Annotated in this window: 19 protein-coding genes and 2 pseudogenes; 8 read left to right on the top strand and 13 right to left on the bottom strand. The window is 60.7% G+C overall.

The features are described from left to right. Positions 1 to 60: 60 nt before the first annotated feature. Both KQ933_RS30570 and KQ933_RS30565 read left to right on the top strand, forming a co-directional pair. On the top strand, positions 61 to 1,566 hold the full coding sequence (locus KQ933_RS30570; protein ID WP_216759749.1) for an ABC transporter substrate-binding protein: 1,506 nt from the start codon (positions 61 to 63) through the stop codon (positions 1,564 to 1,566). A 59-nt stretch (positions 1,567 to 1,625) separates the two neighbouring features. After that, positions 1,626 to 2,468 carry an alpha/beta fold hydrolase gene (locus KQ933_RS30565; protein WP_216759748.1) on the top strand — a complete coding sequence of 281 codons (843 nt, stop codon included), beginning with the start codon at positions 1,626 to 1,628 and terminating at the stop codon, positions 2,466 to 2,468. Between the two features lie 569 nt (positions 2,469 to 3,037). Here the strand turns inward: KQ933_RS30565 and KQ933_RS30560 are convergent. Further along, a pseudogene (locus KQ933_RS30560) lies at positions 3,038 to 4,234 on the bottom strand (IS701 family transposase); the annotation flags it as partial. Positions 4,235 to 4,559: 325 nt separating this feature from the next. On the opposite strand from KQ933_RS30560, the gene KQ933_RS30555 reads away from it, so the two are divergent. The 3 genes from KQ933_RS30555 (at position 4,560) to KQ933_RS30545 (ending at position 8,218) form a co-directional block, all read left to right on the top strand. Then, complete coding sequence (locus KQ933_RS30555) at positions 4,560 to 5,525, top strand: sugar-binding protein (protein ID WP_216759745.1); 966 nt, start codon at positions 4,560 to 4,562, stop codon at positions 5,523 to 5,525. Between the two features lie 74 nt (positions 5,526 to 5,599). Further along, positions 5,600 to 7,141: a sugar ABC transporter ATP-binding protein gene (locus tag KQ933_RS30550; protein ID WP_216759744.1), complete on the top strand. Its 1,542-nt coding sequence runs from the start codon at positions 5,600 to 5,602 to the stop codon at positions 7,139 to 7,141. A 39-nt stretch (positions 7,142 to 7,180) separates the two neighbouring features. Continuing rightward, positions 7,181 to 8,218: an ABC transporter permease gene (locus tag KQ933_RS30545; protein ID WP_216759743.1), complete on the top strand. Its 1,038-nt coding sequence runs from the start codon at positions 7,181 to 7,183 to the stop codon at positions 8,216 to 8,218. A gap of 409 nt (positions 8,219 to 8,627) precedes the next feature. Here the strand turns inward: KQ933_RS30545 and KQ933_RS30540 are convergent, their stop codons facing one another. The 6 genes and pseudogenes from KQ933_RS30540 to KQ933_RS30520 form a co-directional block, all read right to left on the bottom strand. Next, positions 8,628 to 9,596: a threonine/serine dehydratase gene (locus tag KQ933_RS30540; protein ID WP_216759741.1), complete on the bottom strand. Its 969-nt coding sequence runs from the start codon at positions 9,594 to 9,596 to the stop codon at positions 8,628 to 8,630. 5 nt (positions 9,597 to 9,601) lie between these two features. Next, complete coding sequence (locus tag KQ933_RS30535) at positions 9,602 to 10,594, bottom strand: ornithine cyclodeaminase family protein (protein ID WP_216759737.1); 993 nt, start codon at positions 10,592 to 10,594, stop codon at positions 9,602 to 9,604. A 176-nt stretch (positions 10,595 to 10,770) separates the two neighbouring features. Beyond that, positions 10,771 to 10,918 (bottom strand): annotated as a pseudogene (locus tag KQ933_RS33645) (D-amino-acid oxidase); the annotation flags it as partial. A 128-nt stretch (positions 10,919 to 11,046) separates the two neighbouring features. Beyond that, positions 11,047 to 11,436, bottom strand: coding sequence for a RidA family protein (locus KQ933_RS30530; protein WP_216759736.1), 390 nt, complete (start codon positions 11,434 to 11,436; stop codon positions 11,047 to 11,049). Then, on the bottom strand, positions 11,436 to 12,593 hold the full coding sequence (locus KQ933_RS30525) for a DSD1 family PLP-dependent enzyme (protein WP_253958371.1): 1,158 nt from the start codon (positions 12,591 to 12,593) through the stop codon (positions 11,436 to 11,438). Before KQ933_RS30525 ends, KQ933_RS30530 begins: the two co-directional genes overlap by 1 nt. A gap of 242 nt (positions 12,594 to 12,835) precedes the next feature. Beyond that, positions 12,836 to 14,158, bottom strand: a complete 1,323-nt coding sequence (locus tag KQ933_RS30520; RefSeq protein ID WP_216759732.1) for an FAD-binding oxidoreductase — start codon at positions 14,156 to 14,158, stop codon at positions 12,836 to 12,838. Between the two features lie 226 nt (positions 14,159 to 14,384). On the opposite strand from KQ933_RS30520, the gene KQ933_RS30515 reads away from it, so the two are divergent. Then, positions 14,385 to 14,861, top strand: coding sequence for an Lrp/AsnC family transcriptional regulator (locus tag KQ933_RS30515; protein ID WP_216760901.1), 477 nt, complete (start codon positions 14,385 to 14,387; stop codon positions 14,859 to 14,861). A 66-nt stretch (positions 14,862 to 14,927) separates the two neighbouring features. Here KQ933_RS30515 and KQ933_RS30510 read toward each other — a convergent pair whose 3' ends face one another. The 6 genes from KQ933_RS30510 to KQ933_RS30485 all read right to left on the bottom strand — a co-directional run bounded on the left by KQ933_RS30510 (position 14,928) and on the right by KQ933_RS30485 (position 22,763). Next, entirely contained in the window at positions 14,928 to 16,583 is a 1,656-nt protein-coding gene (locus tag KQ933_RS30510) for an ABC transporter ATP-binding protein (RefSeq protein WP_216759731.1), read from the bottom strand. 1 nt (position 16,584) lies between these two features. Then, on the bottom strand, positions 16,585 to 17,436 hold the full coding sequence (locus KQ933_RS30505; RefSeq protein ID WP_216760899.1) for an ABC transporter permease: 852 nt from the start codon (positions 17,434 to 17,436) through the stop codon (positions 16,585 to 16,587). After that, positions 17,436 to 18,386: an ABC transporter permease gene (locus KQ933_RS30500; protein ID WP_216759729.1), complete on the bottom strand. Its 951-nt coding sequence runs from the start codon at positions 18,384 to 18,386 to the stop codon at positions 17,436 to 17,438. The genes KQ933_RS30505 and KQ933_RS30500 overlap by 1 nt, the downstream gene beginning before the upstream one ends. Positions 18,387 to 18,617: 231 nt before the next feature. Then, the gene (locus tag KQ933_RS30495; protein ID WP_216759728.1) at positions 18,618 to 20,219 is read right to left on the bottom strand and encodes an ABC transporter substrate-binding protein; all 1,602 of its coding nucleotides are present in this window, start codon (positions 20,217 to 20,219) and stop codon (positions 18,618 to 18,620) included. Positions 20,220 to 20,534: 315 nt separating this feature from the next. Beyond that, positions 20,535 to 21,908 (bottom strand): aspartate aminotransferase family protein, encoded by a 1,374-nt coding sequence (locus KQ933_RS30490; RefSeq protein WP_216759727.1) that lies wholly within the window; start codon positions 21,906 to 21,908, stop codon positions 20,535 to 20,537. Between the two features lie 18 nt (positions 21,909 to 21,926). Further along, complete coding sequence (locus KQ933_RS30485; RefSeq protein WP_216759726.1) at positions 21,927 to 22,763, bottom strand: GNAT family N-acetyltransferase; 837 nt, start codon at positions 22,761 to 22,763, stop codon at positions 21,927 to 21,929. 310 nt (positions 22,764 to 23,073) lie between these two features. Here KQ933_RS30485 and KQ933_RS30480 point away from each other — a divergent pair, with 310 nt between their 5' ends. Together KQ933_RS30480 and KQ933_RS30475 are read left to right on the top strand one after the other, a co-directional pair. Next, positions 23,074 to 23,742, top strand: a complete 669-nt coding sequence (locus tag KQ933_RS30480; RefSeq protein ID WP_216759725.1) for a haloacid dehalogenase type II — start codon at positions 23,074 to 23,076, stop codon at positions 23,740 to 23,742. Positions 23,743 to 23,758: 16 nt separating this feature from the next. Then, positions 23,759 to 25,033, top strand: coding sequence for an FAD-binding oxidoreductase (locus KQ933_RS30475; RefSeq protein WP_216759724.1), 1,275 nt, complete (start codon positions 23,759 to 23,761; stop codon positions 25,031 to 25,033). Positions 25,034 to 25,129 lie beyond the last annotated feature (96 nt).

Genomic DNA, 25,129 nt, shown 5'->3' with positions numbered 1-25,129 from the left:
TGCAGTTACGCATAACAGCATGAAAAACAATAATATTCTCAAACCAGAAGGAGACGGAACATGGACTGGAAACTGATATCTACGGCGGTCGCCGCCGTTTCATTGAGCGCCCTGATGTCGACCACGGTGCTGGCCGAGGGCAAGACGGTGACGATTGGCATCACCAATACGGTCAACACGTTCGATCCGCACATGACGGCATCGGTCGGCACCGATCTCAGCCTGCTCAGCCATATCTATCCATCGCTGGTGCTACGTGCTCCCGACATGAAGATCGTGCCGTCGCTGGCCACCGAATGGAAAAACGTCGACGACCTAACCTGGCGGATAAAGCTGCGGTCGGACGCGACATTCAATGATGGTGAGAAGATAGACGCGGAAGCGGTGAAATGGAATTTCGACCGCGTCCGGGACCCGGCGCTCAATGCCCGTATCAAGGCATGGTTCGCGCTGATCTCCGACGTCAAGGTCGTCAGTCCGACCGAGCTCGAGATCAAGACCAGCGCGCCCTATCCGGCGATGATCGAGCAGCTCTCGATGTTCTTCCTTCTCCCGCCGAAATGGGCGGCGGAGCACAAGCCGGCAACCGAGACGGCGTCGGGCGGTCCTTACGTGCTGAGTTCCGTCAAGCCGGGTGAAAGCTTCACGCTTGATGCCAATCCGAAATACTGGGGCGGCAAGCCTGACTTCGACCAGGTTGTCATGCGCGTCATCCCCGAACCGGCGAGCCGCGTCGCGGCCCTTCTTGCCGGTGAAGTCGATTTCGTGAATTCGATCCCCACCACCGAAATCCAGCGCATCAAGGACAATGGCAGCGCCCAGGCCGGCGCCGTGCCGAGCACACGCACCGTGTTCATCAAGTTCAACACGACAAAGCCGCCGCTCGACAACAAACTGTTCCGGCAGGCGCTCAACTACGCCGTCGACAAGGAAGGGATCGTCAAGGCCATCTTCAACGACCAGGCCGAGATCGCCCGCTGCGAGGTGATGTCGAAGACCTATTTCGGCTTCAACCCGGACCTGAAACCTTATCCCTATGATCCGGACAAGGCGGCCGAACTGTTGAAGCAGGCAGGTGGCGCCCCTTCCGAACCGATCGAGTTCGACGTTCCGTCCGGAACCTATCTAAACGGCGGGGAGGTGGTGCAGGCCGTTGCGAGCCAGCTCGAAGAGATCGGCGTCAAGACAAAGATCGTCGAGATGCAGTTCAGCGCCTACATGGACAAGTATCTGAAGACGAAGGATCTTGCCCCCTTGAGCCTGCTCAGCCAGGCTTGGCCGACGATCGATGCCGACGGTCTACTGACGTTGTTCGCGCCGGGCAACATTTACGCCTATTGGGACAATGCAGATTTCGGCAAGGCGCTGGCGGACGGCCGTTCGACCATGGACAAGTCCAAGCGCCAGGAGGCCTACAAGAAGGCGACCGAGGTTATGTGCGACGAGGCTCCTGCGCTTTTCCTCTACACGCAGCCGGCAACGTTCGGGCTTTCCAAGCGCATCACCTGGACTCCGCGCGGCGACGATTGGGTCCGGGCCTTCGACATGAAGCCTGCCAGTCGATGATCCCGCACCCCGCGTTCCTGGGGGCGCGGGGTGCGCGCTTGCCAGTTCGAGGACAATCTATGCCGACAGTGACTCTGAACAACGCCACCTTCGTCTACGATGACATCGGCGATCCCGACGCGGAAACCATTATCGCTCTGCATGGGGGAAGGGGCATCGGCGACCGCCGCGGCGAATTCAACGCCTACAAGCCGCTATCGGACAAGTACCGCCTGATTGCCTACGACCAGCGCGGATGCGGCGAGACCAGCCTGACGCCGCCCTATACATTCGAGCAATTGGCGGATGACGTCGAAGCCTTTCGCGTGAACCTGTGCGGCGGCCGCAAGATCATCCTGGAGGGAGGTTCTTTCGGCGGCATGATCGCGCTGACCTACGGCGTCAAATATGGGCATAACCTTTCCCGGCTGATCCTGCGCGGCACGGCGGCGAGCTATCATCACGAGGACGACGCGATGGTGGTGTTCAAGGAGCGCCTTCACAAGGCGACGAGCGCCTCGCTGTCGATGCTCGACAAGATGTTTTCCGACAAGGTGAAGGACGATACGGAGCTTCGTCTCATCTGGCTCGCACTGCAGCCGCTTTATTATGAGAAGTTCGATCCAGATGCCGCGCTGGAACGGACCCGCACCATGCGCCTACATGCGGAAACTCACAATGCGCTCTTCAAGGAACGGCTCTACGACCTGCGAGATCGTCTCAAGGACATCCCTGTGCCGACGCTGGTTATCTGCGGTGCGCAGGACTGGATCTGCCCCCCCAAACATTCCCGGTTGATCGCCGAGCGAATCCCCAAGGGCGAACTTCTCGAAGTGCCTGGAGCGAACCACGCGGTTCATGCGGAAGCAAATGCCATTGTCATTGCGGCGATCACGACGTTTTTGGAACGGACCGCTTCATAGCAATGACCTTGAATTGCGTCGTGTCGTCTTACTGTTTGCCCCGAAAGCTGGCGCAGATTTGACCTCGACCTGCTCGGTTTGGCGTTCCGGACGGATCTGCAGCCAACAAGTTTTGAGCCGCGGGAGCGTTACCACGGTGCTGGTCGCATAACGGCTGATGGATAATTGAGGGCTATGGACAGTCCGACCATGAGCCACAAGAACCACCGCTTTCCACCGCAGACTATCGCCTATGGGATCTGGCTGTATTTCCGGTTTCCGTTAAGCCTGCGAACGTCTCTATCTCCAAAATCAGCCACACCGGGCAGCCCAAGCCATTGGTTGGTCATGGGTATCTTGCACAAAGAAAGCTTATAACAACGGGGTCGCCGGTTCGATTCCTTCAAGAGCAAAAACCTGGATTTCAGAGACATGCATTTTAGCACTACTTTGGCAGAATTGAATTTGAGGTCATTTGGAACCTGATACGGCAGTGAGGACATCGTTGTGGTGGACGGTGATTTGAGAGCGCGGCTATGACCGCGCGCCGGATGGCTGGCAGTGTCGGCTTAGGCGGGCCGTGCCTATTCCTTTTTTTCCCGCTTTGCCTTGTTGAGGCGCTGATGTTGAAGAAAGGCATAGGCAATCATCGTCATCAACGCGTGTCGGTGTAGACCCTGCCATGATCGGCCTTCAAAGTGATCGAGGCCGAGCTCTTCCTTCATCTGCTGATGGGCCTGCTCGCAGACCCATCGCGCTTTGATGGCCGCCGCGAGAGCTTTCAGGGTCGCCTCGGCCGGTAGATTGGAGAGATAATACTTGCGCTCGTCGTTTGAGCGCCATTCACCAACGAGCCACGCCTCTTCGCCCGGCATATGCTGCTGTCCCTTGTCGAGGATGCGTTGCGGGTTGCCATCAGCAATCCGAATGCGCAGGGCAGCGAAGCGTGCGGTCAGTCGACCTTTTGTGCCGTGACGCCAACTGACTTTCTTCCAGGTGTTTCCTTCCAAGATCGTTTCGGCTGCGGTCGACAGCGTATCGGGGATCGAATGCTTGCGTGGCCGTCCATGGCCGGCGACAGGAAAGACCAATGCGACATCATGAGGATAAACCTTCTGATGCTTGGGAATACCGACAGCCCAGGTGAGATTGCGTGCCCTGAGCCCCTGGCGAAACGCAGCCGACAGACCATAGCCGGCATCCGCAAGTACGGTGCCAAACCGCACGCCTGCGGCAATCAGCCGATCGATCTCGTCGAGCGCGATCTCCGGTTTGGTGCGGGGTAGACGCATCTCCTCGGGAACACCAGCCTTCGCCATCCGATCCTGATCACTCGTCCAACTGTCGGGCAGGAACAACCGCAGGCCAACGGGAACAGGAACCTCGTCGCGAGCCAGCGTCAACGACACCAGCGTCTGGCAATTGGCGCGCTTGCCGAGCATCGACGCATACTGCGGCGCGACCCCAACAGAATGGTCGCCCTTCTTCGGCAGACCTGTGTCGTCGATCACCAGAAAAGCATCTGAAGCCCCGACAAGCTTGTCGGCCTGCACCGCCAGTTCCGCCTCAAGGGGACCGGCATCCCAAATCCCATCCGAGATGAAATGATGCAGGCGGTCGTAGCGATTAGGTGCCAGGCGCTCCGCCATGGGCTCGATACTCTTGCGATCGCCAGGTCCGATGAGGCCCGAAATATACACCGGGCACATCTGTCGCCGCTTCTTGTGACCAAGCTTCTCAACGAACGGCTTCAGCCAATCTGCCAGTGCAACATCCAGCTCTGCCATCCTTCGCACCCCTGTGAAAGTGCCCAAGATGGCCCATCATCGTAAATGGCCAGTTAATCTGCCAAAGTAGTGTTAGATCCAACTGAAAGGCTCCCCGCCCGCGAAGCTTTTGCAGTTGTGCCGCCGCGGGCGGATTTGACCCAGCATCGACATGTTTTGATCGATATTAATATTACTATTTACTAATTTAGATTCTGGTATACCGTCGTGGTGCGATCGGCACATATGCCACACGTCGCTTCGCGACGGACCTTGGAGGGGAGCGCATCGGCCGGCCGTAAGTCGCGAACGGGCCCTCGCAACCGCGGCCCTTGGGAGGAGTATTATGAAACAGCTGAAACGGAAAAATGCAGCCTTGTTTTTCGCTGCGTTGATGCTGAGTGCGGCGCCGATGGCTGCATCACATGCCGCCGACAAGCCGACACTCGCATTCGTCGTCAATGGAGCATCCGACTTCTGGAAAGCCGCCGAGGCGGGGGTGAAGAAGGCGCAGGGCGAGATGCCAGACTACAACATGGAGCTGAAATATCCTGAGCAGGCGGCCGTCGCCATTCAGCAGCGTCTCATGGAAGATCTCGTCAGCGCCGGCGTCAAGGGGATCATGGTCTCCGCTGTCGATCCCAAGACCCAGACGGACGGCCTCAACAAGATCGGCTCGCAGACGGCTCTCTTCACCACCGACAGCGACGCGCCGAAGACCAACCGCGTCGCCTATATCGGTTCTTCGAACGTCGACGCCGGCAAACAGGCCGCCGAAATCGCCAAGAAGGCGATGCCGGACGGCGGAAAGTGCATGGGCTTCGTCGGTCTGCTGGGCGCCGATAACGCCCGCGAACGCATCGAGGGGATGAAGGAAGGGCTCAAGGGTACCAAGATCGAGCTGGTCGATGTTCGCGGTGACGACATCGACCAGACGCGCGCTAAGAAGAACGTGGAGGATGCGCTGGTGGCCAGCCCCGACTTGACCTGCATGGTCGGCTTCTACTCCTACAACACGCCGCGTATCTATGAGGCGCTGCGCGACGCAGGCAAACTCGGCCAGATCACCGTCGTCGGCTTTGATGACGATCCGATCACGCTCGGCGGCGTCAAGGAAGGTACGATCGCGGCAACCGTCGTGCAGCAGCCGTTCGAATGGGCCTATCAGGGCATGAAATTGATGGCTGCCTACCTCAAGGGCGACAAGTCCGGCATTCCCGCCGACGGCTTGATCATCATTCCGACGGTGATCATCGGTAAGGATGACGTTGACAAGTATGCTGCCAACCTGAAGGCCATGGCTGGAAAATAACCTCTTTCGCGGCGGCTCTACCGCCGCCGCGAAAGGCATTTCGTGCCGACAGCATCAGCAGCCATGGACAGCCGATGAACCATAGTTCCGAAATCCCGCCACCGGGCGCGCCCGGAAAGCCATTTCTTTCGCTTTCCGGCGTTGGCAAGACCTATCCAGGTGTCGTTGCGCTCGAGGGCCTGTCGATGGACATTATGCCAGGCGAGGTCATCGGCCTTGTCGGCGAAAACGGGGCTGGAAAATCGACACTGATGAAGATTCTCGGCGGTGTGATCGCACCGGATCGGGGCACGATCCTGCTCGACGGGGCAGAACTTCGTTTCCTCACTGTGGAATCGAGCATCTCGTCCGGCATCGCCTTCGTGCATCAGGAACTCAATCTCTTTGAGAATCTTGACGTCGCTGCCAATATCTTCCTAGGGCGCGAACCGCTGAAGGCGGGACCTCTTAAGCTCGTCGATCGCGATCGGCTAAGGGACATGGTGAAGCCGCTCTTGAGGCGCGTGGGCGCGCATTTTTCCGCCGACACACGCGTGGCGTCGCTTTCGCTGGCCGAGCAGCAGATGGTGGAAATCGCCAAGGCGCTGTCCATCAACGCGCGGCTGGTCATCTTCGACGAACCCACTTCCAGCCTGCCGCTGGCTGAAACCGAGCGGCTGCTCAGCATCATCAAATTGCTGAAGGCGGATGGCATCAGTGTTATTTTCATCTCGCATCGGCTCCACGAGGTTGAGCGCGTAGCCGACCGGGTCGTCGTACTCCGTGACGGTGCGCTTGTGGGCACGCTCGCCAAGACGGACATCGGCCACGACCAGATGGTCAAGCTGATGATCGGCCGGATGCTTGCGGCCCGTACTGCAAAGCCGCAGCGCTCACCCGGCTCGATTGCGCTGAAGGTAAGTGCCGTGCGCACGGAGGCCTATCCCGGCCGTCCCGTTGATCTGGAAATCAGGTATGGAGAAATCCTCGGACTTGCGGGCCTCGTCGGGTCCGGCCGTACCGAGCTTGCCAAGGTGCTCTTTGGCATTGATCGCAGTTACGGCGGATCCATCCTGCAGGACGGGCAGAAAATTGCAGTCCGTTCCGCGCGGGACGCCGTTGCTCGCGGCATTTTCCTGGTGCCGGAGGATCGAAAGCGCAACGGCATTCTTCTCGATTTCTCGATCGCCCAGAACATAACCCTTGCCGATCTCCCCATGCTCGCCAGCCGCTTCATGCTTTCCGCCGAGCGGGAGACGGCGGCGGCCGAAAAACAGCGCGTTCGCCTCGGCATCAAGGCGCCCTCTATTTCGAGCCGAACCGGCACCCTATCCGGCGGCAACCAGCAAAAGGTGGTACTTGCCAAATGGTTGTCGATGAGCCCGAAGGTGATGATCTTCGACGAGCCGACACGCGGCATCGATATCGGCGCGAAGAACGAGATCTACGGCCTGATGCGGGCGCTTGCCGATGCCGGTGTCGCGATCCTGATGATCTCCAGCGACATGGAAGAGGTGATCGGCGTTTCTGACCGCATTGCCGTCATGCACGAGGGCCAGATCGCCGGCATTCTCGATGAGGACGAATTCAGTCAGGAAAGCGTCCTTTTGCTTGCTGTTGGCAAACGCGTAAAATAGCCGCCGCGGCAATATAATCAGGTGTACGGGGGATCTCGAATGATCAAAAAGGATCTTGGACTGCTGCTTTTGATCGTCGTCGTCGGCATCGTCGTCGCCATCATCAATCCGCGCTTCCTGCTGCCGATCAACCTGGCGAATACCGCCAACCTGATCGGTCTGTTCGGCATCCTGTCGATTGGCCAGGCCTACGTCATCATTACAGGCGGTATCGAACTTTCCGTGGGTTCGCTCGTAGCGCTTCTTGGTGTGCTGTTTGTCGATTTCGTCGCGGTCCAAGATATGTCATGGATGCTGGCGCTGCCACTCATCCTAATGCTCGGCGCGGCCATCGGTGCCATTCACGGCTGGCTGATCACCCGGCTGAACCTGCAACCCTTCGTCGTCACTCTCTGCGGCCTCCTTATCTATCGCGGGGCGGCGCGCTTCTATACGGCCGACGGGACGGCGGGTTTTGCGTTCGGCCAAAATTTCCCGGACCTTGAGTTCATCACCGCCGGACGGTTTTACGGCGTTCCCAACACCTTCATAGCGCTCGTCATCATTTCCGTGGTCATGTGGGTGGTGCTGCATCGCTCTGTCTTCGGGCGTTACCTTTACGCGATCGGCAAAAACGAGGAGGCGGCCCGATATTCCGGTATCCGCACCGGCCGGATGGTGATGTCGGCCTATGTCATCTGCGGACTGCTTACAGCGCTCGCGGCAATCTATTTCGCCATGTACACACGCTCGATCTCGCCGGCCAGCCATGGCCAGTTCTATGAGCTCTACGCGATTGCCGCTGCCGTACTCGGCGGTTTTTCGCTCCGCGGCGGCGAGGGATCGATCGTTGGCGTCGTGCTCGGAACGGTCCTGCTCCAGGAGCTGCAGAACCTCGTGAATCTGCTGGGCATCCCCTCGTCGCTGAATTTCGCCGTCATGGGTGGCGTGATCCTCATCGGCGTGCTGATCGACCAACAATGGAACGCGATCCGCGCACATCGCCGACTCATCTCCGCCGCCCGGCAGACCGAAGCCCGTGTTCCGGACGAAAGCAAATTGCCGGTGGCTGCCAATCAGGACCAGGTCGGTGGATGAGACCAGTGTATCAGGCTGCCGCTAGCGAATCATGCAGCCTCTTCCGGCACTGGCGAGCAAGGTCTGCTTGGTGACTCACGCTGAAGGAAAAGTCGATCACCGCATCGATCTTACGAGGCAGGGGTCGTCCGGAACAAGTTGGTCGATCGTGAAGAACTCGCTTTCAGGCAGAAAGCTGCGACATTGATTGGCGCTGGAACGTGAGGATGAGTGCGGCGACCAGACACAAGAGCTGCCTGAACGATCGCAAGGAAACAGCCTGTTCAGTGGCTGTTTCCGGCAATTACAGGATCTGCAGATCATTCGATTCTTACCCCAAATCAGTGGCTTGCCAGTTCTTCACTGGCCGACTCTATCCGGATCATCGGACATGTGATCGCCGGCTCGCGTCACGGGACCGTCCGACCGTTCAGCCTTCGGCGTAGACCCCGACGAGATCGCTCAAGTCCCAGTTCCCGCCCGACAGGACGGCGCAGACCTTTTCGTCCGGCTTCAGATTGATCGAGCCCGCCAGCAGCGCGCCGACCGTGATGGCGGCGGCCGGCTCGGCGATCAGCTTGGCATCCTTTGCCAGCGCGCGCATGCCATCAATGATATGCCGGTCTTCCACCAGAACGATCTCGTCGACATATTTCTCGATGATGGGATAGGGGTTCTGGCCCGGAACGCTGATCCGCAAGCCGTCTGCGATCGTGTCCAGGAGCGGAAGCGGGGTTCGCTCCCGGTTGATCCGGCTGAGGTAATATTTCGGCGTCAGCGCCGGCTCTGCGCCGATGACGCGCACGGACGGCTTCGTTTCCTTGATGGCCGTGGCGATACCCGAAATCAGCCCGCCGCCACCCACGGGAACGATGACCGTGTCCACGTCCGCCAGATCATCGAGAATTTCGCAGCCGATCGTTCCCTGTCCGGCCATGACGATCGGATCCTCGAAGGCGTGAATGGGCACGTAATTGTTTTCGGTCGCAATCTCGTAGACGCGCTTCCAGCGGGCTGCGGTGTCGCCGTCGAAGAGGACGACCTCAGCGCCAAGCGCCTTGGTGTTCTCGATCTTGATCTTGGGCGCGGTGACCGGCAGCACCAATATGGCTTTCACACCCAGCATTCTCGCGGCATAGGCCAGCCCCTGCGCATGATTGCCCGACGATGTCGCGATGATGCCGTTTGCGATATCGGCTTTCGAAAGCGAGAGCGCCTTGTTGAGCGCGCCGCGAATCTTGAAGGCGCCGGTGATCTGCAGGGTTTCCGGCTTGAGGTAAAGCTCGCAGCCCACCGTCTTTTCGATCTTGTCCGCGCGCAGCAGCGGCGTATGCCGGACATGCGGCTTGAGGCGCGCGCGCGCGTCGTGAATGTCCTGGATTGTCGGGAAGTTGCGCATGATCGTCACCCGATGAAGGAAAAGAATGTGCCAATAGTGTTGGCGAGAGCGTTCCGGTAGATCGATCCGGCCGTGGTGTTGTCCTGGATGGCCATACCGGTAGAGTCGAAGATTGTGATTTCGTCGTCGCTCGCGCGACCGGGCTTGGCGCCGAGCAGGATTTCTCCGATCTCGGCGTAAATGTCGTCTATCTTGATAATATTCCCGGCAAGAGGGTGAACAGTTTCACCCTTCTGCGTGCATTGCGGAATGGAATCGACCACGATCTTCGCATTTCTGAACAGTTCGGGGTCCAGTTCCTGCTTGCCGCGCGCGTCCGTTCCTATGGCGACGATGTGGGTGCCGGGTTTCACCCAGTCTGCCTGGACCAGCCCCCCTTTGCCGCGTGTGGTGGTGATCAGGATGTCGGCCTTTTCGACCGCCCCCTTTCCGGAGGCCGCGATGATGACCGGTATCTGGAATTCGCGTTCGATGTCCTGCTTGTAGGCAGCCAAGTTTTCCGGCGTCCGGCTCCAGGCATGGATTTCGTCGATCTGCATGACCTCGCGGATCGCGCGGATCTGCATTCGCGCCTGGTTTCCGGTGCCGATGGAGGCGATCGTGCGGGCGTTTTTTCGGGCAAGCGCCTTGACGGAGACCGCGCCGGCGGCGCCGGTTCGCAGGCCTGTGATCAGGCTTCCGTCCATGATGCAGGCGAGCGCACAGCTTCTGGCGTCGAAAAGGAGAATGGTTCCCATGCTGTTCGGGACGCCATGCGCTTCCGGATTGCCGGTGAAGCCGCCGGAATGTGCCTTCATCGAGATCATCTCGGCCTGCTGATGATAGCTCAGCTTGAAATCGATCTCTCCGCGACCCTCCGGCAGGCGGATGCCGATATAGTCGGGTTGCTCCACCTGTCTGCTGCTGAAGGCCCGGTAGGCATCTTCCACCGCAGCGATGACCTGTCGCATCCCAATCAGGCCCTTCACCTGATCCTTGCTAAGCAGAAGCGTTTGCATCGCTGACCTCAGATTGTTCGCGGTTCACTGCAGGCGCATGCGACTGCCCGTGACATGACCATGCCCGACTTTGACAGTCATTTATCGCTGCATGGGTTGCCGGCGAAAGCGGATTGTTGCGATTGCAGTCGCGCCACTCGCAGAAAGTTTGCTGTGGGTGAATGAACCGGGCTCCGGAGATCCGCTGCCAAGTGATCGATGCCCGAGCCGATGCCGAAACCGCGGCCGGATCCGCCGGCACCAGATAAAGGCCGCGCACGCGCTCGACTGCTGAGATTACTGGCACGGCATCCGGCGTGCGGTCCGCATAGGAGCGCCGGCGGACGCGCCGATCATGCCGCCACCGATGACCACGACACCGGCCCGGGCCGGTAGTTCCGGATCGCTTTGGATGGATCTGAGCAGTCGAGTCAGGGACGTTGATCCGGGTGGGCCCGGTTATCGTCGCGGATTTACGGGCCGATCACGGCAACCGCGTCGATCTCGACGAGGTAGCCATAGTGCAGTTCAGGGACGGGAACGACCGTGCGGGCGGGGCACGCCTCGCCCAGCCGCTCGGCATAGACCTTGTTGAAACGCGGCCAATTGCTGACCCCGACAATATAGGCTGTCACGCGCACGAGATCGGCCGGTTGTCCGCCAGCAGCCTTCAGGATGGCCAGCATGTTGTCGATGGCTTGCGCGGCCTGCGTCTCGAACATGTCGTCGGGCAGGGGCTCCCCGTCGGCCCGGATCGGCAATTGCCCGGATATATAGAGATGATCACCCGCGCGCCTGGCCTGGACGTAATGTCCTGCCGGGCGCGGCGCTTCATCCGTGCTGATGTCCAGCAATCTCGTCATCACCAGCCTCCAAAACGCGGCCAGACGGCTTCCACATCATGCGAGGTACCGCGCACGACATGATAGGCGCCGTGCTGTGCCGCGGTCGCGCAGGCGTGGTTAGGCAGGATGCGGACCCGGTCGCCGACGGCAAGCTCGGGAAGGCGACCGTTCGAGCCGGGCCGGACGGCGATAATCCCGTGCTCCTGGCTCACATCCGCAACGATCACATCGTTGAAAACATTGCCGTTCACGTCGCAGACCAGTCCGAAGCCCATGTCGACGGGCTGCTTGCTGGTACCGCGGTCCCGCGACAGCGACATCCAGCCGCCATCGGTGATGATCCAGCCCTTCTCGCGCTGGTGGCCGATGACGGTGGCCAGAACGCTGAGCGCAATATCGTCCACCCGGCAGACCCCGATCCCTGCCATGACCAGATCGAAGAACACGAAGACGCCGGCGCGAACCTCGGTCACGCCTGTCAGATCCTTTGCGTGATGGGCGGTCGGCGTCGAACCGACACTGACGACCGGGCATGGGAGGCCGGCGGCACGCAGGGCCTGCGCTGCCTCGACCACAGCCTTGCGTTCTGCCTCTGCGAAGCGCTCCTGAGCCTCGGGGCCACCGCCGCGATAGCTGTCGCCGGCATGGGTCAGCACGCCGCGCAATTCGGCGCCTGTGGCAAGCACCTCGCCGATCTCAAGCAGGCGGGCACGGTCATAAGGCGGAACGCCAGAGCGATGGCCGTCGCAGTCGATCTCGATGAGGGCAGGAATGGGCGAAACCGCCGTCTTCGACGCGGCCGCGATGGCCTGCGCCTGCTCGACATTGTCGGCCAGCACCATGAGATCGATGCCGCGGGCCTGCATCTCGGCGACACGGGCGAGCTTGTCGGGGGCGATGCCGACTGCATAGATCATGTCGCGAACGCCTGCAGCGGCGAACTGCTCGGCTTCCTTCAAGGTCGATACGGTTGCGGGTCCCTGCGGTGTGGTCATGACCTTGCGGGCGGCCTCGACCGACTTGGCCGTTTTCAGATGTGGGCGCAGCGAGACGCCCAGAGCGTCAAGGCGCGTCCGCAACCGCGCGATGTTTTTCTCCATCCTGTCTGCATCCACCACAAGGCAGGGCGTTTCGAGGCTTTCGAGCGTGTTGGCAATATTGGGGTCTGCGCGCATATCAAGCGTCCTGGCATCCATAAGTCCGGTCTCCGGTTTGATTCCAGCTTGCCGCCAATCCGTAAAGACGGCAATTAATGAATACTGAATGCTGAATTTACCCCAGCATTAATGTTGCCGCCGGGTTTCTCGGTGTGATTGCCACCTTCGACACACTGTCAGAGCGTTGGGTCGAGGCGTGCTGCGCGACTGCTCATCTCCGTCCCAGGTCCGCAGCGACAAATGCCGCAGACCTTCCGATCTCAGAACTCCGAGACTTTCCCCCAGGCAGAGGCCGCGAAACGGGAGGGATGGTAGGGCTTGGGGTCGACGATGGGTTCGGCGCCTGATGCGATGTCCGCAATCAGATGGCCCGCACCGGGCCCGATGCCGAAGCCGTGGCCGGAAAAGCCGGCGGCGAGGATGAAGCCGGGCAGGCTCTCGATTTCGCCGATTCCCGGCACACCGTCCGGTGTGGAGTCGATATAGCCGGCCCAGGTGCCAGTGATCCTTGTGCTCTTGAGCTCCGGCAATAGGTCCAGCGCCCGATCATGAATGAGACGGAGCGTTCCCTGATCCGGCTTGGGATCGAGGATGCGCATGCGCTCCATGGGCGTGGGACGGTCGAGACGCCAGGGGGAAACGGTTTCATGCCCGCTTCGCATGCCTTCAAGACCGCCGGGGGAAAGTAACTGCCAACGCTTGGCGAACATAGGCAGGAATTGCGGCAGGAACCTCACTTGCTGGAGCGTAGGGTCAACGCGGGCGCGGCCGCTGATCGCCAGCGTGTAATCGCCGTTGCTGCGGCTCGTGACCGAAATGTCCTTCGTATGCAGCGCCGGCGGAATGCCCGCCGCGCTCGACACGGCGACGATGGAGGACCGGATGGACGCCTGCGGGAAACGAATGCCGAGCTGCCGGCAGAACGAGGAGGCCCAGGCGCCGCCGGACAGGATCGCGATCTTCGTGCGGATCGTGCCGCGTTCGGTGACAACCGCGCTCAGGCGACCGCCTTCGGTCTCGATTCCGCGCGCCGCGCAGTTCTGGATGACGGTGCCGCCGAGCTTCATGATCGCACGCGCGACGGCCGGAGCTGCCTTGGACGGATCGGCAATTCCGTCGGTCGGCGAAAAGACACCACCTCTCCAGGCGCGGCCCGTTGCCTGGCCCTTTTCGGCAGCTTCGGAGGCTGACAACATATGCGTTGTTACCCCGGCTGTCTTTGCAAAGTCGCGCCAGCGCGCCCAGCCGGCAATTTCGGCCTCGTTGTTGCTGAGATAGAGGAGGCCGCAGCGGCGGAAGCCGATATCCTCGCCGGTTTCGGCCACGAAGCGCTCCCAGAGGTCTAGGCTCTTGGTCGCGATGGGAAGTTCGCGCGCATCGCGGTTCTGCTGGCGGCACCAGCCCCAGTTCCTGCTCGACTGCTCAGCCCCGATACGGCCTTTCTCGAGCAGAACGGTCTTCAGACCGCGTTGTGTCAGGAAATAGGCCGTGAAAACACCGACAATGCCGCCGCCTATCACGACGACGTCGGCCTCGTGTGGCGGGTTCGAAGGGGTCTCGATGAGGGTCAACGGCGCGGGCATCGGAATCTCCATGTATTAAGCAGACACTAGGCGCTTGCTACACGCATGCGGAACCGCAGTTCCGGACTTGGCGGCAGAAAATTCTGGTATCCCGTCCCGCATCGAAATCTTCTGCGCCATTTCGGTTTTCACGGCTTGATGGACAAAAGACCAGGCTATGCTAACGTTGTTTGAGACAAACGGCAGAATTTTATGCTGCAAGAGAATGGGAAGGCGAAGGCCGATGATGAAACTCGACCGGACGGACATCAAGATTCTCTACGAGCTGCAGAAGAACGGCCGCATCACCAACGTGGAATTGGCCGATCTCGTGCACCTGTCTCCGAGCCCCTGCCTGATGCGCGTCAAGCGATTGCAGGCGGAAGGCTATATCGAGGGCTACTCCGCTCAGATCAATCTCGCCAAGCTCGGACAGACGCTGACTGTCTTCACCGAAATCACGCTGAAGAACCACCGCCAAGTCGATTTCGCCCGCTTCCTTGCCGTCGTCGAGAAAATCGACCAGGTGATCGAGTGCCATCTCGTCTCGGGCGGCTATGATTATCTCGTGAAATTCGTGACCGCCGGAATCGGCGAATATCAGACGATCATGGAACGGCTGACCGACATGGATATCGGCATCGACAAATATTTCAGCTTCGTGGTGCTCAAATCACCCATCGTGAAATCGCACCTGCCGCTGACGAGCCTGTTTACGGTATGAGACGCGACGCTTTCTTCGAGGGCATTTCCGCACGCGAGACCGGCTTCCACTTTCGCGGGAAGTGCCTCACGCCCCGCCGTATTGCCGCACCAGCTCCGGCTCCAGCACGAGATTGTCGAGCCAGCTCGGGTCGAGCTTGGGCACGGACGAGAAGAGGAGCTTCGAATAAGGATGCGTCGGCGTCTTCACGTCTTCCCGTGTCAGGTGCTCGACCTTTTCGCCGCGATACATGACCGCGATCTCGTCACAGATCGCTTCGACCACCGACAGGTCGTGGCTGATGAAGATGTAGGAGAGATCGAGTTCGCGCTGCAATTCCTTCAGCAGTTCGATGATCGCGGCGGCGACCACGGTATCCAGCGCGGATGTGATCTCGTCGCAGATGATCAGCTTCGGATTGGCGGCCAGAGCGCGCGCGAAGTTGATGCGCTGTTTCTGCCCGCCGGAAAGTTCGGACGGGTGGCGATAGCGCAGCGCCTTCGGCAGATGCACCATGTCGAGGAGTTCTTCCACGCGCGCCGAGCGGGCTTTTCCCGTCAGGCCGTGATAGAAGCTCAAGGGCCGGCTGAGTATGTCGTCGATGGGCTTGGCCGGGTTCAGCGCCGTGTCGGCGTACTGGAAAACGATCTGCATTTCGCGCAACTGATCGCGTGAACGTCGGCGCGCTGCGTGGTTGAGTTCCTTGCCGTCGAAAATGATCTTGCCGGCATTGGCGGGCAGGATGCCGGCTATGCACCGGGCAAGCGTCGATTTTCCGCAGCCGGATTCGCCGATGACGCCGAGGTTGCGGCCCTTCTCCACCGTCAGGCTGACCAAGCGCACGGCCTGAATGAAAGGCAGGCCGTCAGACTGGATTGGTCCATAGCCGGCGATGACATTCTCGATCTCGAGAAGCGGGCGCGGTGTCTCGACCGGCTTGTCGGCAAATTGTGTTTCCTTCGGCTCGAACGCGGCCAGCAGCTCCTGCGTGTAGGCATGCTTGGGCGTCGATAGAATGTCTGGCGTCGTGCCTTCTTCCTGCAGCTCGCCGTCCCTGAGCACGACGATTCGGTCGGCGATCTGCGCTACGACTGCGAGATCGTGCGAAACATAGACGCCGGAAATGCCGCCGGCCTTCATCACCGACTTGAAGGCTTTCAGGACGTCGATCTGCGTCGTTACGTCCAGCGCCGTGGTCGGTTCGTCGAATATGACGAGCTTGGGATCGCCGATCAGCGCCATCGCGGCGGCCAGCCGTTGCAGCTGGCCGCCCGAAACCTGATGCGGATAGCGCCCACCAATCGTTTCCGGCGAGGGAAGCGACAAGGCCCTGAAGAGTTCGATCGCCCGCTCGCGCGCCTTTTCCGGCGTCATCAGGCCGTGGATTCGGGCCACTTCGATAACCTGATCCATGATCGTCTGCGCCGGGTTGAAGGCGGCCGCAGCGCTTTGCGGCACATAGGCCACTTCCGTGCCGCGCACGGCGGAGCGCTCGCGTTCGGAGAGCCTGGCCATGTCCTTGCCGTCGAACATGATCGCGCCTGCGGAGATCTGGCAGCCCGGCCGGGTATGCCCCATCAGCGTCAGCGCAATGGTGGTCTTCCCCGAGCCGCTTTCCCCGATCAGCGCCACGATCTCGCCGTTCGCGATCTCTATATCGACGCCCTTGATGATTTCGATGCGCCGGCCTGAGTCGGTGGTCGCCTCGACATGCAGGTTTCGGATTTCGACAAGCTTGCTCATATCAGGCGCTCCGGTCGCGGATCTTGCGGGGCAGGTTGTCGATCAGCAGGTTGACGCTGATCGTCAGGCTGGCAATCGCGATCGACGGTGCGATGACAGCAGCCGAGCCGAAGGGCAGGCCCTGAATGTTCTCGTGCACCAGCGCACCCCAGTCGGCGAGTGGTGGCTGTACGCCAAGGCCGAGGAAGGAGAGGCCGGAGAGAAGCAGGACGATGAAGACGAAGCGCAGCCCGAAATCGGCGAGCACGGGCCGGATGATATTGGGCAATATCTCCGACACGGCCAGATACAGGGTATTTTCGCCGCGAATCCGGGCAACCGTGATGAAATCCATCGTGTTGACATTCACCGCCAGCGCACGGGCGAAGCGATAGGAGCCCGGAATGTAGATGACGGCGAGCGTCATGATGAGAGCGGGCAGCGACGAGCCGACTGCGGCCACGACGACCAGACCGAAAAGCTTGCTGGGGATGGAGATCATCGCATCCATGAAACGGCTGAGCAAAGTATCGAACCAGCCGCCGATGACCGCTGCCGCCATGCCGAGGATGACGCCGCTACTGGAGGCGATGAGCACACCGGCAAGCGCGATGCCCAGCGTGTAGCGCGCGCCGAGAATGATGCGCGAGAGCATGTCGCGTCCGAGATAATCCGAACCGAGCCAGAACTTAGAACTGATCGGGCCGAAATAGTCCGTGTCGACGATCTTGCCGATCGGGTAGGGCGCGATATGCGGCCCGAGGATCGCGACGACGGCCCAGAACAGGATCACCAGAAAGGCGACCATGCCGACCGGACTGAATGTGTAGCCGAAATAGCCGAGGCGGGAGGGCGACAGGGCGCTTTGTGTCATCACCGGAGCCTCGGATTGGAGACGATTGCAACGATGTCGGCAATGGTGATCAGGATCAGGTAGCCGAGACAGAAGATCAGAGCGCAGGTCTGGATCAGCGGCAGGTCGCGCGTGGCCACGGCATCGACCATGAGCTTGGCGATCCCGGGATAGTTGAAGATCGTCTCGATGATGATGACCCCGCCGATCAGATAGGAGAGCGAGAGCGCCAGCGCGTTGACAATGGGGCCAAGCGAATTGGGCAGGGCGTGTTTCAGCACGATCCGGCTGCGCGACGCGCCCTTCAGCAGTGCCATCTCCACATAGGGCGTCGAGAGTGTCTCGATCACTGCGGCACGGGTCATGCGGATGATCTGCGCGGAGACCACAAAGGTCAGCGTCACCACCGGCATGGCATACATGCGCAGCAGGTCGGACAGCGAATGCACCTCGTTGACGAAGGAGATGGCCGGCAGCCATTTCAGATAGACGGCGAAGATCAGCACGGCAGTCGAGGCGACCACAAATTCGGGAACCGAGATCACGCCGATGGTGAGCACCGTGACGATACGGTCATAGATCGAGCCGCGCATGACTGCTGCGGTAATGCCGAGCGTCAGAGCGAGCGGCACGGCGACGAGTGCAGTGATGCCGGCAAGCTCCATCGTATTGACGAAACGGCTGCCGATCAGCGTCGCGATGGGCATGTTGTTGGCGTATGACGTGCCGAGATCACCTGTCAGGACCCCAGCGATCCAGCGCAGAAAGCGCAGCACGGCCGGCTGGTCGAGATGCATGGCATGGCGAAGTCCCTCCACCGCCTCCGGCGTTGCGGCCTGACCGAGCAGGATGGTTGCGGTGTCGCCTGGCAGCATGTTGGTGGCGAAGAAGACCGCGAAGGAAACGATGAGCAGCGTGATCACGCTGAGGATCAGCCGCTTTCCGATCATGGTCGGGATTTCAGCATTCATAAGAGATCTCCAGCCGCATATGATGGACGACAGTCGCTTCGCTTTGCCGATTAAAGCACGCCGTGCAGACATAAGCTGCGGACTTTTTGTCTGACATCATTGATGCGCGCTCCGGCAAGGGAGGCATAAGCTGCAAGTGGCAGATGCAAGGCGAGATCTCCCGCCTTGCATCTGCGACGAACGGCCGTGGCATCCGGGAGAGCATTGGCCTCCCGGACACGGTCGGCTCGGTCAGGCTTCCAGCCAGACATATTCGGCCATGGCGTAGCCCATCATGCCACCGAGCGGGTTGGGCAGAAGGCCCTTGACCTTGCTGGAAATGCCGTCGGCATTCATCGTGGTGGCCGGGATGATGGTGCCGGCTTCTTCCGAGATCATGGACTGCATCTCGTTGTAGATCTCGTGGCGCTTGGCATCGTCGAGCAATCCGCGCGCTTCCAGCATCATGGAGTCGAATTTCGGCGACTTGTACTGGCTTTCGTTCCACGGCGCATCGGACGAGTAAAGCAGCGAGAAATAGATGTCCGGCGTCGGCCGCGGATTGATGTTGCCGAAGTGGATCGGCGCCTTGAGCCAATACTTGTCCCAATAGCCGTCCGAGGGCACGCGCTGGATATCGAGCTTCAGGCCGATATCGGCACCGGCGGCCTGAATGATCATCGCCATGTCGACAGAGGAGTCCGCTGCCGGGGAAGCAACGACCGGGATCGACTGGCCGAGAACCCCTGCCTTCTGGAAATAGTGCTTGGCCTTGTCGGGATCGAATGCCTTTGGCTTCAGGTTCGGATTGTGGAAGGCATTGACCGCCGAAATCGGCTGGTCGTTGCTGACTTCGCCGAAGCCACGAAGCGCCGCGTTCACGATCTGCTCGCGATCGACAAGATACTTCATACCCGTCACGAAATCGGGCTTGTTCATGTCGAGGCGAATGTTCAGGTTCGTATAGGTGCCGGTGTTCGTCCGCGAAAGCGCAAAGCCTTTTTGTCCGTCGAGGAGCTTGGCGGAACGCGGATCGACGGCGGAGCAGAACTGGACATCGCCGGCCAGCAGTGCATTGACGCGGGCGCTGGGATCGCTGATGGCGAAGTACTCGAAAGAATCGAGATGCGGCAGGTTCGGCTTCCAGTAGTTCGTGTTCTTCTTCACGATGGAGCGGACGCCCGGCTCGAACGTTTCCAGGACGAAGGGGCCAGTGCCGATGCCCTTGGAAAAATCGGTCGTGCCGTCCTGCACGATCATGAAGTGATGCAGCGCCAGAATGTAGGGAAGGTCGGCATTGGGTGCCTTCAGCACGATTTCGACCGTGGTCGGGTCGATCGCCTTGACCTCGGTGATCTGGGCGGCAATCTTGGCAACCTTCGAGCCGACGGCCGGATCAAGGTGACGCTTGAGCGCGAACACGACGTCGGCGGAGGTCAGGGTCTTGCCGTTGTGGTATGTGACGCCCTTGCGCAGCGTGACAGTCCAGGTCTTGGCATCCTTGGTCTCGAGCTTTTCAGCAAGTTCCATTTGCGGGATGCCGGTCACGTCGATGAAGGTCAGGCGGTTGTAGACCATGCAACAGCGCGCGTAGTCGGTGCCGAGAGAAGCCTTCGCCGGATCGAGCGTGTCAGCGTTCGAAGACGAAATGCCGGCCGCTTTCATGTGGCCGCCGGAAACCGGCGTCGCGGCAAGTGCGCGTTCGGCGCGGCCGAAGACGGCGCCGCCGGCAGAAAGCGCTACACCGCTCGCCAGCATCATCTTCAGAAGATCGCGACGGGAGGCGCCGCGACGGATGGCGTCTTCGACGCGGGCGTCGTCTGACTTTGTCCAGTTGGTAATGTTGTCGGTCATGTCATTCCCCTTCTTTGCTTCGATTGGGTGACGTCCGTCTTGTGCGGACTTTTCGGCCCCGGTGAATATTGCTCGCGGCGTCCCTGGTTTTGCGCCTTCTCCCTTTGATGCGCCGGGTGACCGGCGTGGGCGCTGGGCTCTGTCTGCGTATTCCGTATGCCGGAGGCCGGTTTGGTCTCGGGCTTGGTGTTTATGAGTCTGTCATGTCCACCGGGGCGTATCGTTCGATTTGGCCTTGGGCGGCAGCATAAAATTGCGAACTTGCTTCCTGCGGCGATATATCGGCGAAATACCGCCGCAGGCGGTTTCAGCGGTTCAGGCCAGCGCCGACCGAATATCCGGGTCTTCCAGCGTCTGATCGAGCGTCTGGCGTGTGCGCTCGATGATGGCGTCGATATCGGCGTCCGTGCAGCAGAGCGGCGGGGCATAGCCCAGCACGCCCTGCGGGAAGGCGCGGATGACGAGACCGTTGTCCCACGCGCGGTCGAAAATGCGGCGGGCAGGTTGGGATGCTGCCGGAAGCGGCATCTTCTTCGTCTTGTCGGTCACAAGCTCGACGCCATAGAGCATACCGCGGCCTCTGATATCACCGACCAGCGGATGATCGCGAAGGCTATTCAGACCGTCCAGCAGCCGCTTGCCGGCCTTGAGGCCGTTTTCGAGCAGTCCGCCTTCATAGAGTTTCAGCACTTCGAGCGCTACCGCGGCGCTCACCGGGTGGGCGGAATAGGTAAAACCGTGGCCGACCGCCGTTTCGCCGGCACCGTCTGCAATCACATCATAGACATGATCGGCCATCAAGACGGCACCCATCGGCACATAGCCGGAGGTCAGCCCCTTGGCGACCGTCATCATGTCCGGCACGATGCCTTCATCCGTGCAGGCAAAGAGCGGGCCGGTGCGGCCGAAGCCGGTGATGACCTCGTCGGCGATGAAGAGAATGCCGTAGCTCTTGCAGAGCTCGCGCATCGCCTTGATCCAGCCGTTCGGCGGAACGATCACGCCGCCGGAGCCCTGGATCGGTTCGGCATAAAATGCTGCCACGCGATCCGCGCCCATTTCTTCGATCTTGGCCTTCAGGCTGGCAAGCGAAGCGGCAATGATCGCCGCATCGTCGTCGCCGGCCGGGTTGCGGTAGGGATAGGGCGAGGGGATCTTGTGCTGCCAGTCAAACGGCACGCCGAAGCCGGTATGGAAGGCCGGAAGCGCCGTCAGCCCAGCGCCGACCGTGGTCGAACCATGATAGCCCTGCTGGATCGAGATGAACTGGTCGCGCTGCGGCTGGCCCTTGGCGTTCCAGTAATAGCGCACGAAGCGGATGGTGGAATCTACCGCATCCGAGCCGCCGAGCGTAAAATAGACGCGGTTCAGATCGCCCGGCGCGCGTTCGGCCAGTTCTGCGGCGAGCCGGATAGCCGGTTCCGAGCCAAGATCGAAATAGCCGGTCGCATAGGGCAGTTCGCGCAACTGCTTCGTGGCCGCCTCGATGATGCTTTCATGGCCATAGCCGGCATTGACGCACCAGAGGCCGGCAAAACCATCGACCAGTTGATGGCCATTGGCCTCGGTCACGGTGGCTCCCGATGCGGATTTCAGTACCCGCACGCCCTGCCGCTCGTGACCGCGATAGGAGGCGACGGGGTGGATGAGGTGGGCGCGATCGAGTTCGATCAGCGAATTGGCGAGCATTTTCAATCTCCTGTATGTTCAGCCGAGTGCCTGGCTGGCAAGTGCGTAGGCCTTATGCCGGAGCTGTCCCCCGTCTTCCGTCAGCGGGCGCCGCATTGTCACGCCGCCACCGACATGGGTAAGGCCGATCTCCGAAAGCCAGGGCGCAAGGCCCGTTTCGCTGCCCGTGTCGACACGGAGGAAGGCGCCCTCGCGGGAGGACGCGAAATAGGCGATCAGGACGCGGGCCGTCTCAACATCCGGTGCAATGATCGGGCCGATGACCTCGCCGCGTCCGAAGGGACGGATGACTGCCCAGGCATCGATCGTATCGCCCTTGCGCACGACGGCGAACCGCCCGTGTTCGAGCAGAGCGTCGATCAGCGCCGAACGGTCGGCTGCATAGGCCTGCCGGTCGAGCGCCTTCACGGCCTCGACATCACCGGCCTGCATGTCTTCGACGCCCTCGGGTCGACCAACCGCCTGCACATGGCCCTGATGCTGCCGGATCGTGCCTGTGGCGACGAAGCCGAGCTGTTCGTAGAGCGGCAAGCCTTCCTTGGTGGCAATGAGGCGCAGCGGCCGCTGGCCGGCGAGTTCGAAGGCGCGCTCCATGAGCTTGCGGCCCATGCCGAGACCGCGCATCGACTTGTCGACGATTACCATGTTGATCGTTGCGTAATCATCGCCGAATGGGGTCATGAATGTCGTGCCGGTAACCCGGCCTTGGTCGTCCACCACGGCAACGCCGGCACTGAGCTGCTGCACCATGGCCCAGTCCTCGGGACGATGCGGCCAGCTTTCGGCGCGCGACAGGGCAACGGCACCATCAAGATGCTCAGGCCCGAAGGTGACGAGATCGATTTGCTTCTGCATGGGCATGTCCTTTCGTGAGCCAAAGTCTCGGACAGGACGCGGAAGCTATTCCTCTGAATGGTTGCGTTCGCGCACCATCTTCCGCCGAAGCCTGGGGCCGATGCCGCATCTTATGCTGCGGCCCATTCGGGCGAGCCTCCGGCAGGTCGCCAAGATCTCGAAAATTCAGGCCCTTCCAAACAATTGTGTGCCAAACGGGATGGCGGATTAAAAACTTTGTGCTTCCGGACGGGTGAATTCGCGCAATCGAGGCGGGATAAGACCGCTTATGATCAGGGCAACGAAACATGAAAGCCAGAGGAAGAACGTCATGGCCCCCTTTCGCCCGAAATACATCTCCTTCGACTGCTACGGCACGCTGATCAATTTCGACATGGCAGGTGCGGCCCGTGATCTTTACGGCGATCGGCTCGACGAGCAGGTCATGCAGAAGTTCATCAAGAATTTCTCCGCTTACCGTCTGGATGAGGTCATGGGCGCCTGGAAGCCTTACGCGGAGGTCGTGCATAATTCGCTGTCGCGCACCTGCAAGGCCAACGGCTTGTCCTTCAAGGACGAAGACGCGCAGATCGTTTATGAGCGCGTCCCGACCTGGGGTCCGCATGCCGACGTGCCTGCGGGTCTCGCGAAAGTGGCTAAGGAAATTCCGCTGGTCATCCTCTCCAACGCCATGAATTCGCAGATCATGTCGAATGTCGAAAAGCTCGGCGCACCCTTCCACAAGGTCTACACCGCCGAACAGGCACAGGCCTACAAGCCGCGCTTCCAGGCGTTTGAATACATGTTCGACATGCTCGGCTGCGGCCCGGAAGACATGCTGCATATCTCCTCTTCATTCCGCTACGACCTGATGTCGGCCCATGATCTCGGCATCAAGAACAAGGTCTGGGTCAATCGCGGTCACGAGCCCGCCAACCCGTATTACGGCTATACCGAGATCGCCGACATTTCCGGCCTGCCGGGTGTTGTGGGTCTCTGACCAGAAGGCGGAAGCGATGAAATTCGTCTCCTATTGGCATGACACCGCGCCGGCCTTTGCCGGGGCTGCCCAAGGTCCGGTCAGCGGGCACTATGATGTTGCGGTGATCGGCGCGGGTTTTACAGGGCTTGCGGCCGCGCGGCAGTTGGCAAGAGCGGGGGCGAAGGTCGTCGTGCTGGAGGCGGAGCGCGTCGGCTTTGGCGCCTCCGGCCGCAATGGCGGTCATCTGAACAACGGGCTCGCGCATAGCTATCTCGGCGCGAAAGCCGAGCTTGGCAAGGAGCGCGCCATCGCGCTCTATCATGCGCTGGACGATTCCATCGACACCATTGAGGCGCTGATTGCCGAAGAGGGTATCGACTGCAACTTCCGCCGTGCGGGCAAACTGAAGCTCGCCTCCAAGCCCAAACATTTCGAGGCGATTGCCCGCAATTTCGAGGCGCTGAACAAGGAATGCGATCCCGACACAGCGCTCTTGTCGCCGGAGCAGCTCAAGGGCGAAATCGGCTCGCCCTTCCATGGCGCGATGCTGTCGAAGAAGAGCGCCATGATGCATATGGGCCGCTATGTCGTAGGGCTGGGGCAGGCCGCTGTCCGCCATGGCGCCACGATCTTAGAAGGAACGACGGTGACCGGGCATCGCGAGGTCAACGGGACGCATACGTTGCAAACCTCCCGCGGGAGCGTCACCGCCGCCAATGTCATTATCGCGACGGGCGCCTACACGACGAAGAACTTCGGCTGGTTCCGCCGGCGCATCATTGCGGTCGGCAGCTTCCTGATTGCCACGCGCCCGCTGACGGACAGCGAAGCTCAGGCCGTGATGCCGGGTAACCGTACCTGCGTCAACACGATGAATATCGGCAATTACTGGCGTCTTTCGCCCGACAATCGACTGATCTTCGGTGGGCGCGCCCGGTTCTCGGCGACGTCCGATCAGCGCTCGGATGAGAAGAGCGGCGCGATCCTGCGCGAGAGTATGGAACTCATCTTCCCGCAATTGAAGGGCATCGATATCGACTATTGCTGGGGCGGCCTCGTCGACATGACGGCCGACCGTTACCCGCGCGCCGGCTTCCACGACGGTCTCTGGTACGCGATGGGCTATTCCGGCCACGGCGCACAGCTCTCCACCCATCTGGGCATGATGGTCGCCGACGCCATCGTCGGCAAGGTCGATCGCAACCCGATGCAAAACTACCCCTGGCCCGCCGTTCCCGGCCATTTCGGCAAGCCCTGGTTCCTGCCGCTGGTGGGGCAATATTACAAGATGCTCGACAGGTTTCAGTGATAGTCCTCCCGAGTCAAACTTGAGGCGCGGATTAGAAACAATCCGCGCCTTCTTTTTTGCCCGCCCGAACGAAAAGGGGCGGTCTAGCTAGCGACC

The organism is Rhizobium sp. WYJ-E13 (assembly GCF_018987265.1).
Taxonomy (GTDB): Bacteria; Pseudomonadota; Alphaproteobacteria; order Rhizobiales; family Rhizobiaceae; genus Rhizobium.
Note: the sequence above shows the minus strand (reverse complement) of the source record. Positions and strands in the feature narration are given on the sequence as shown.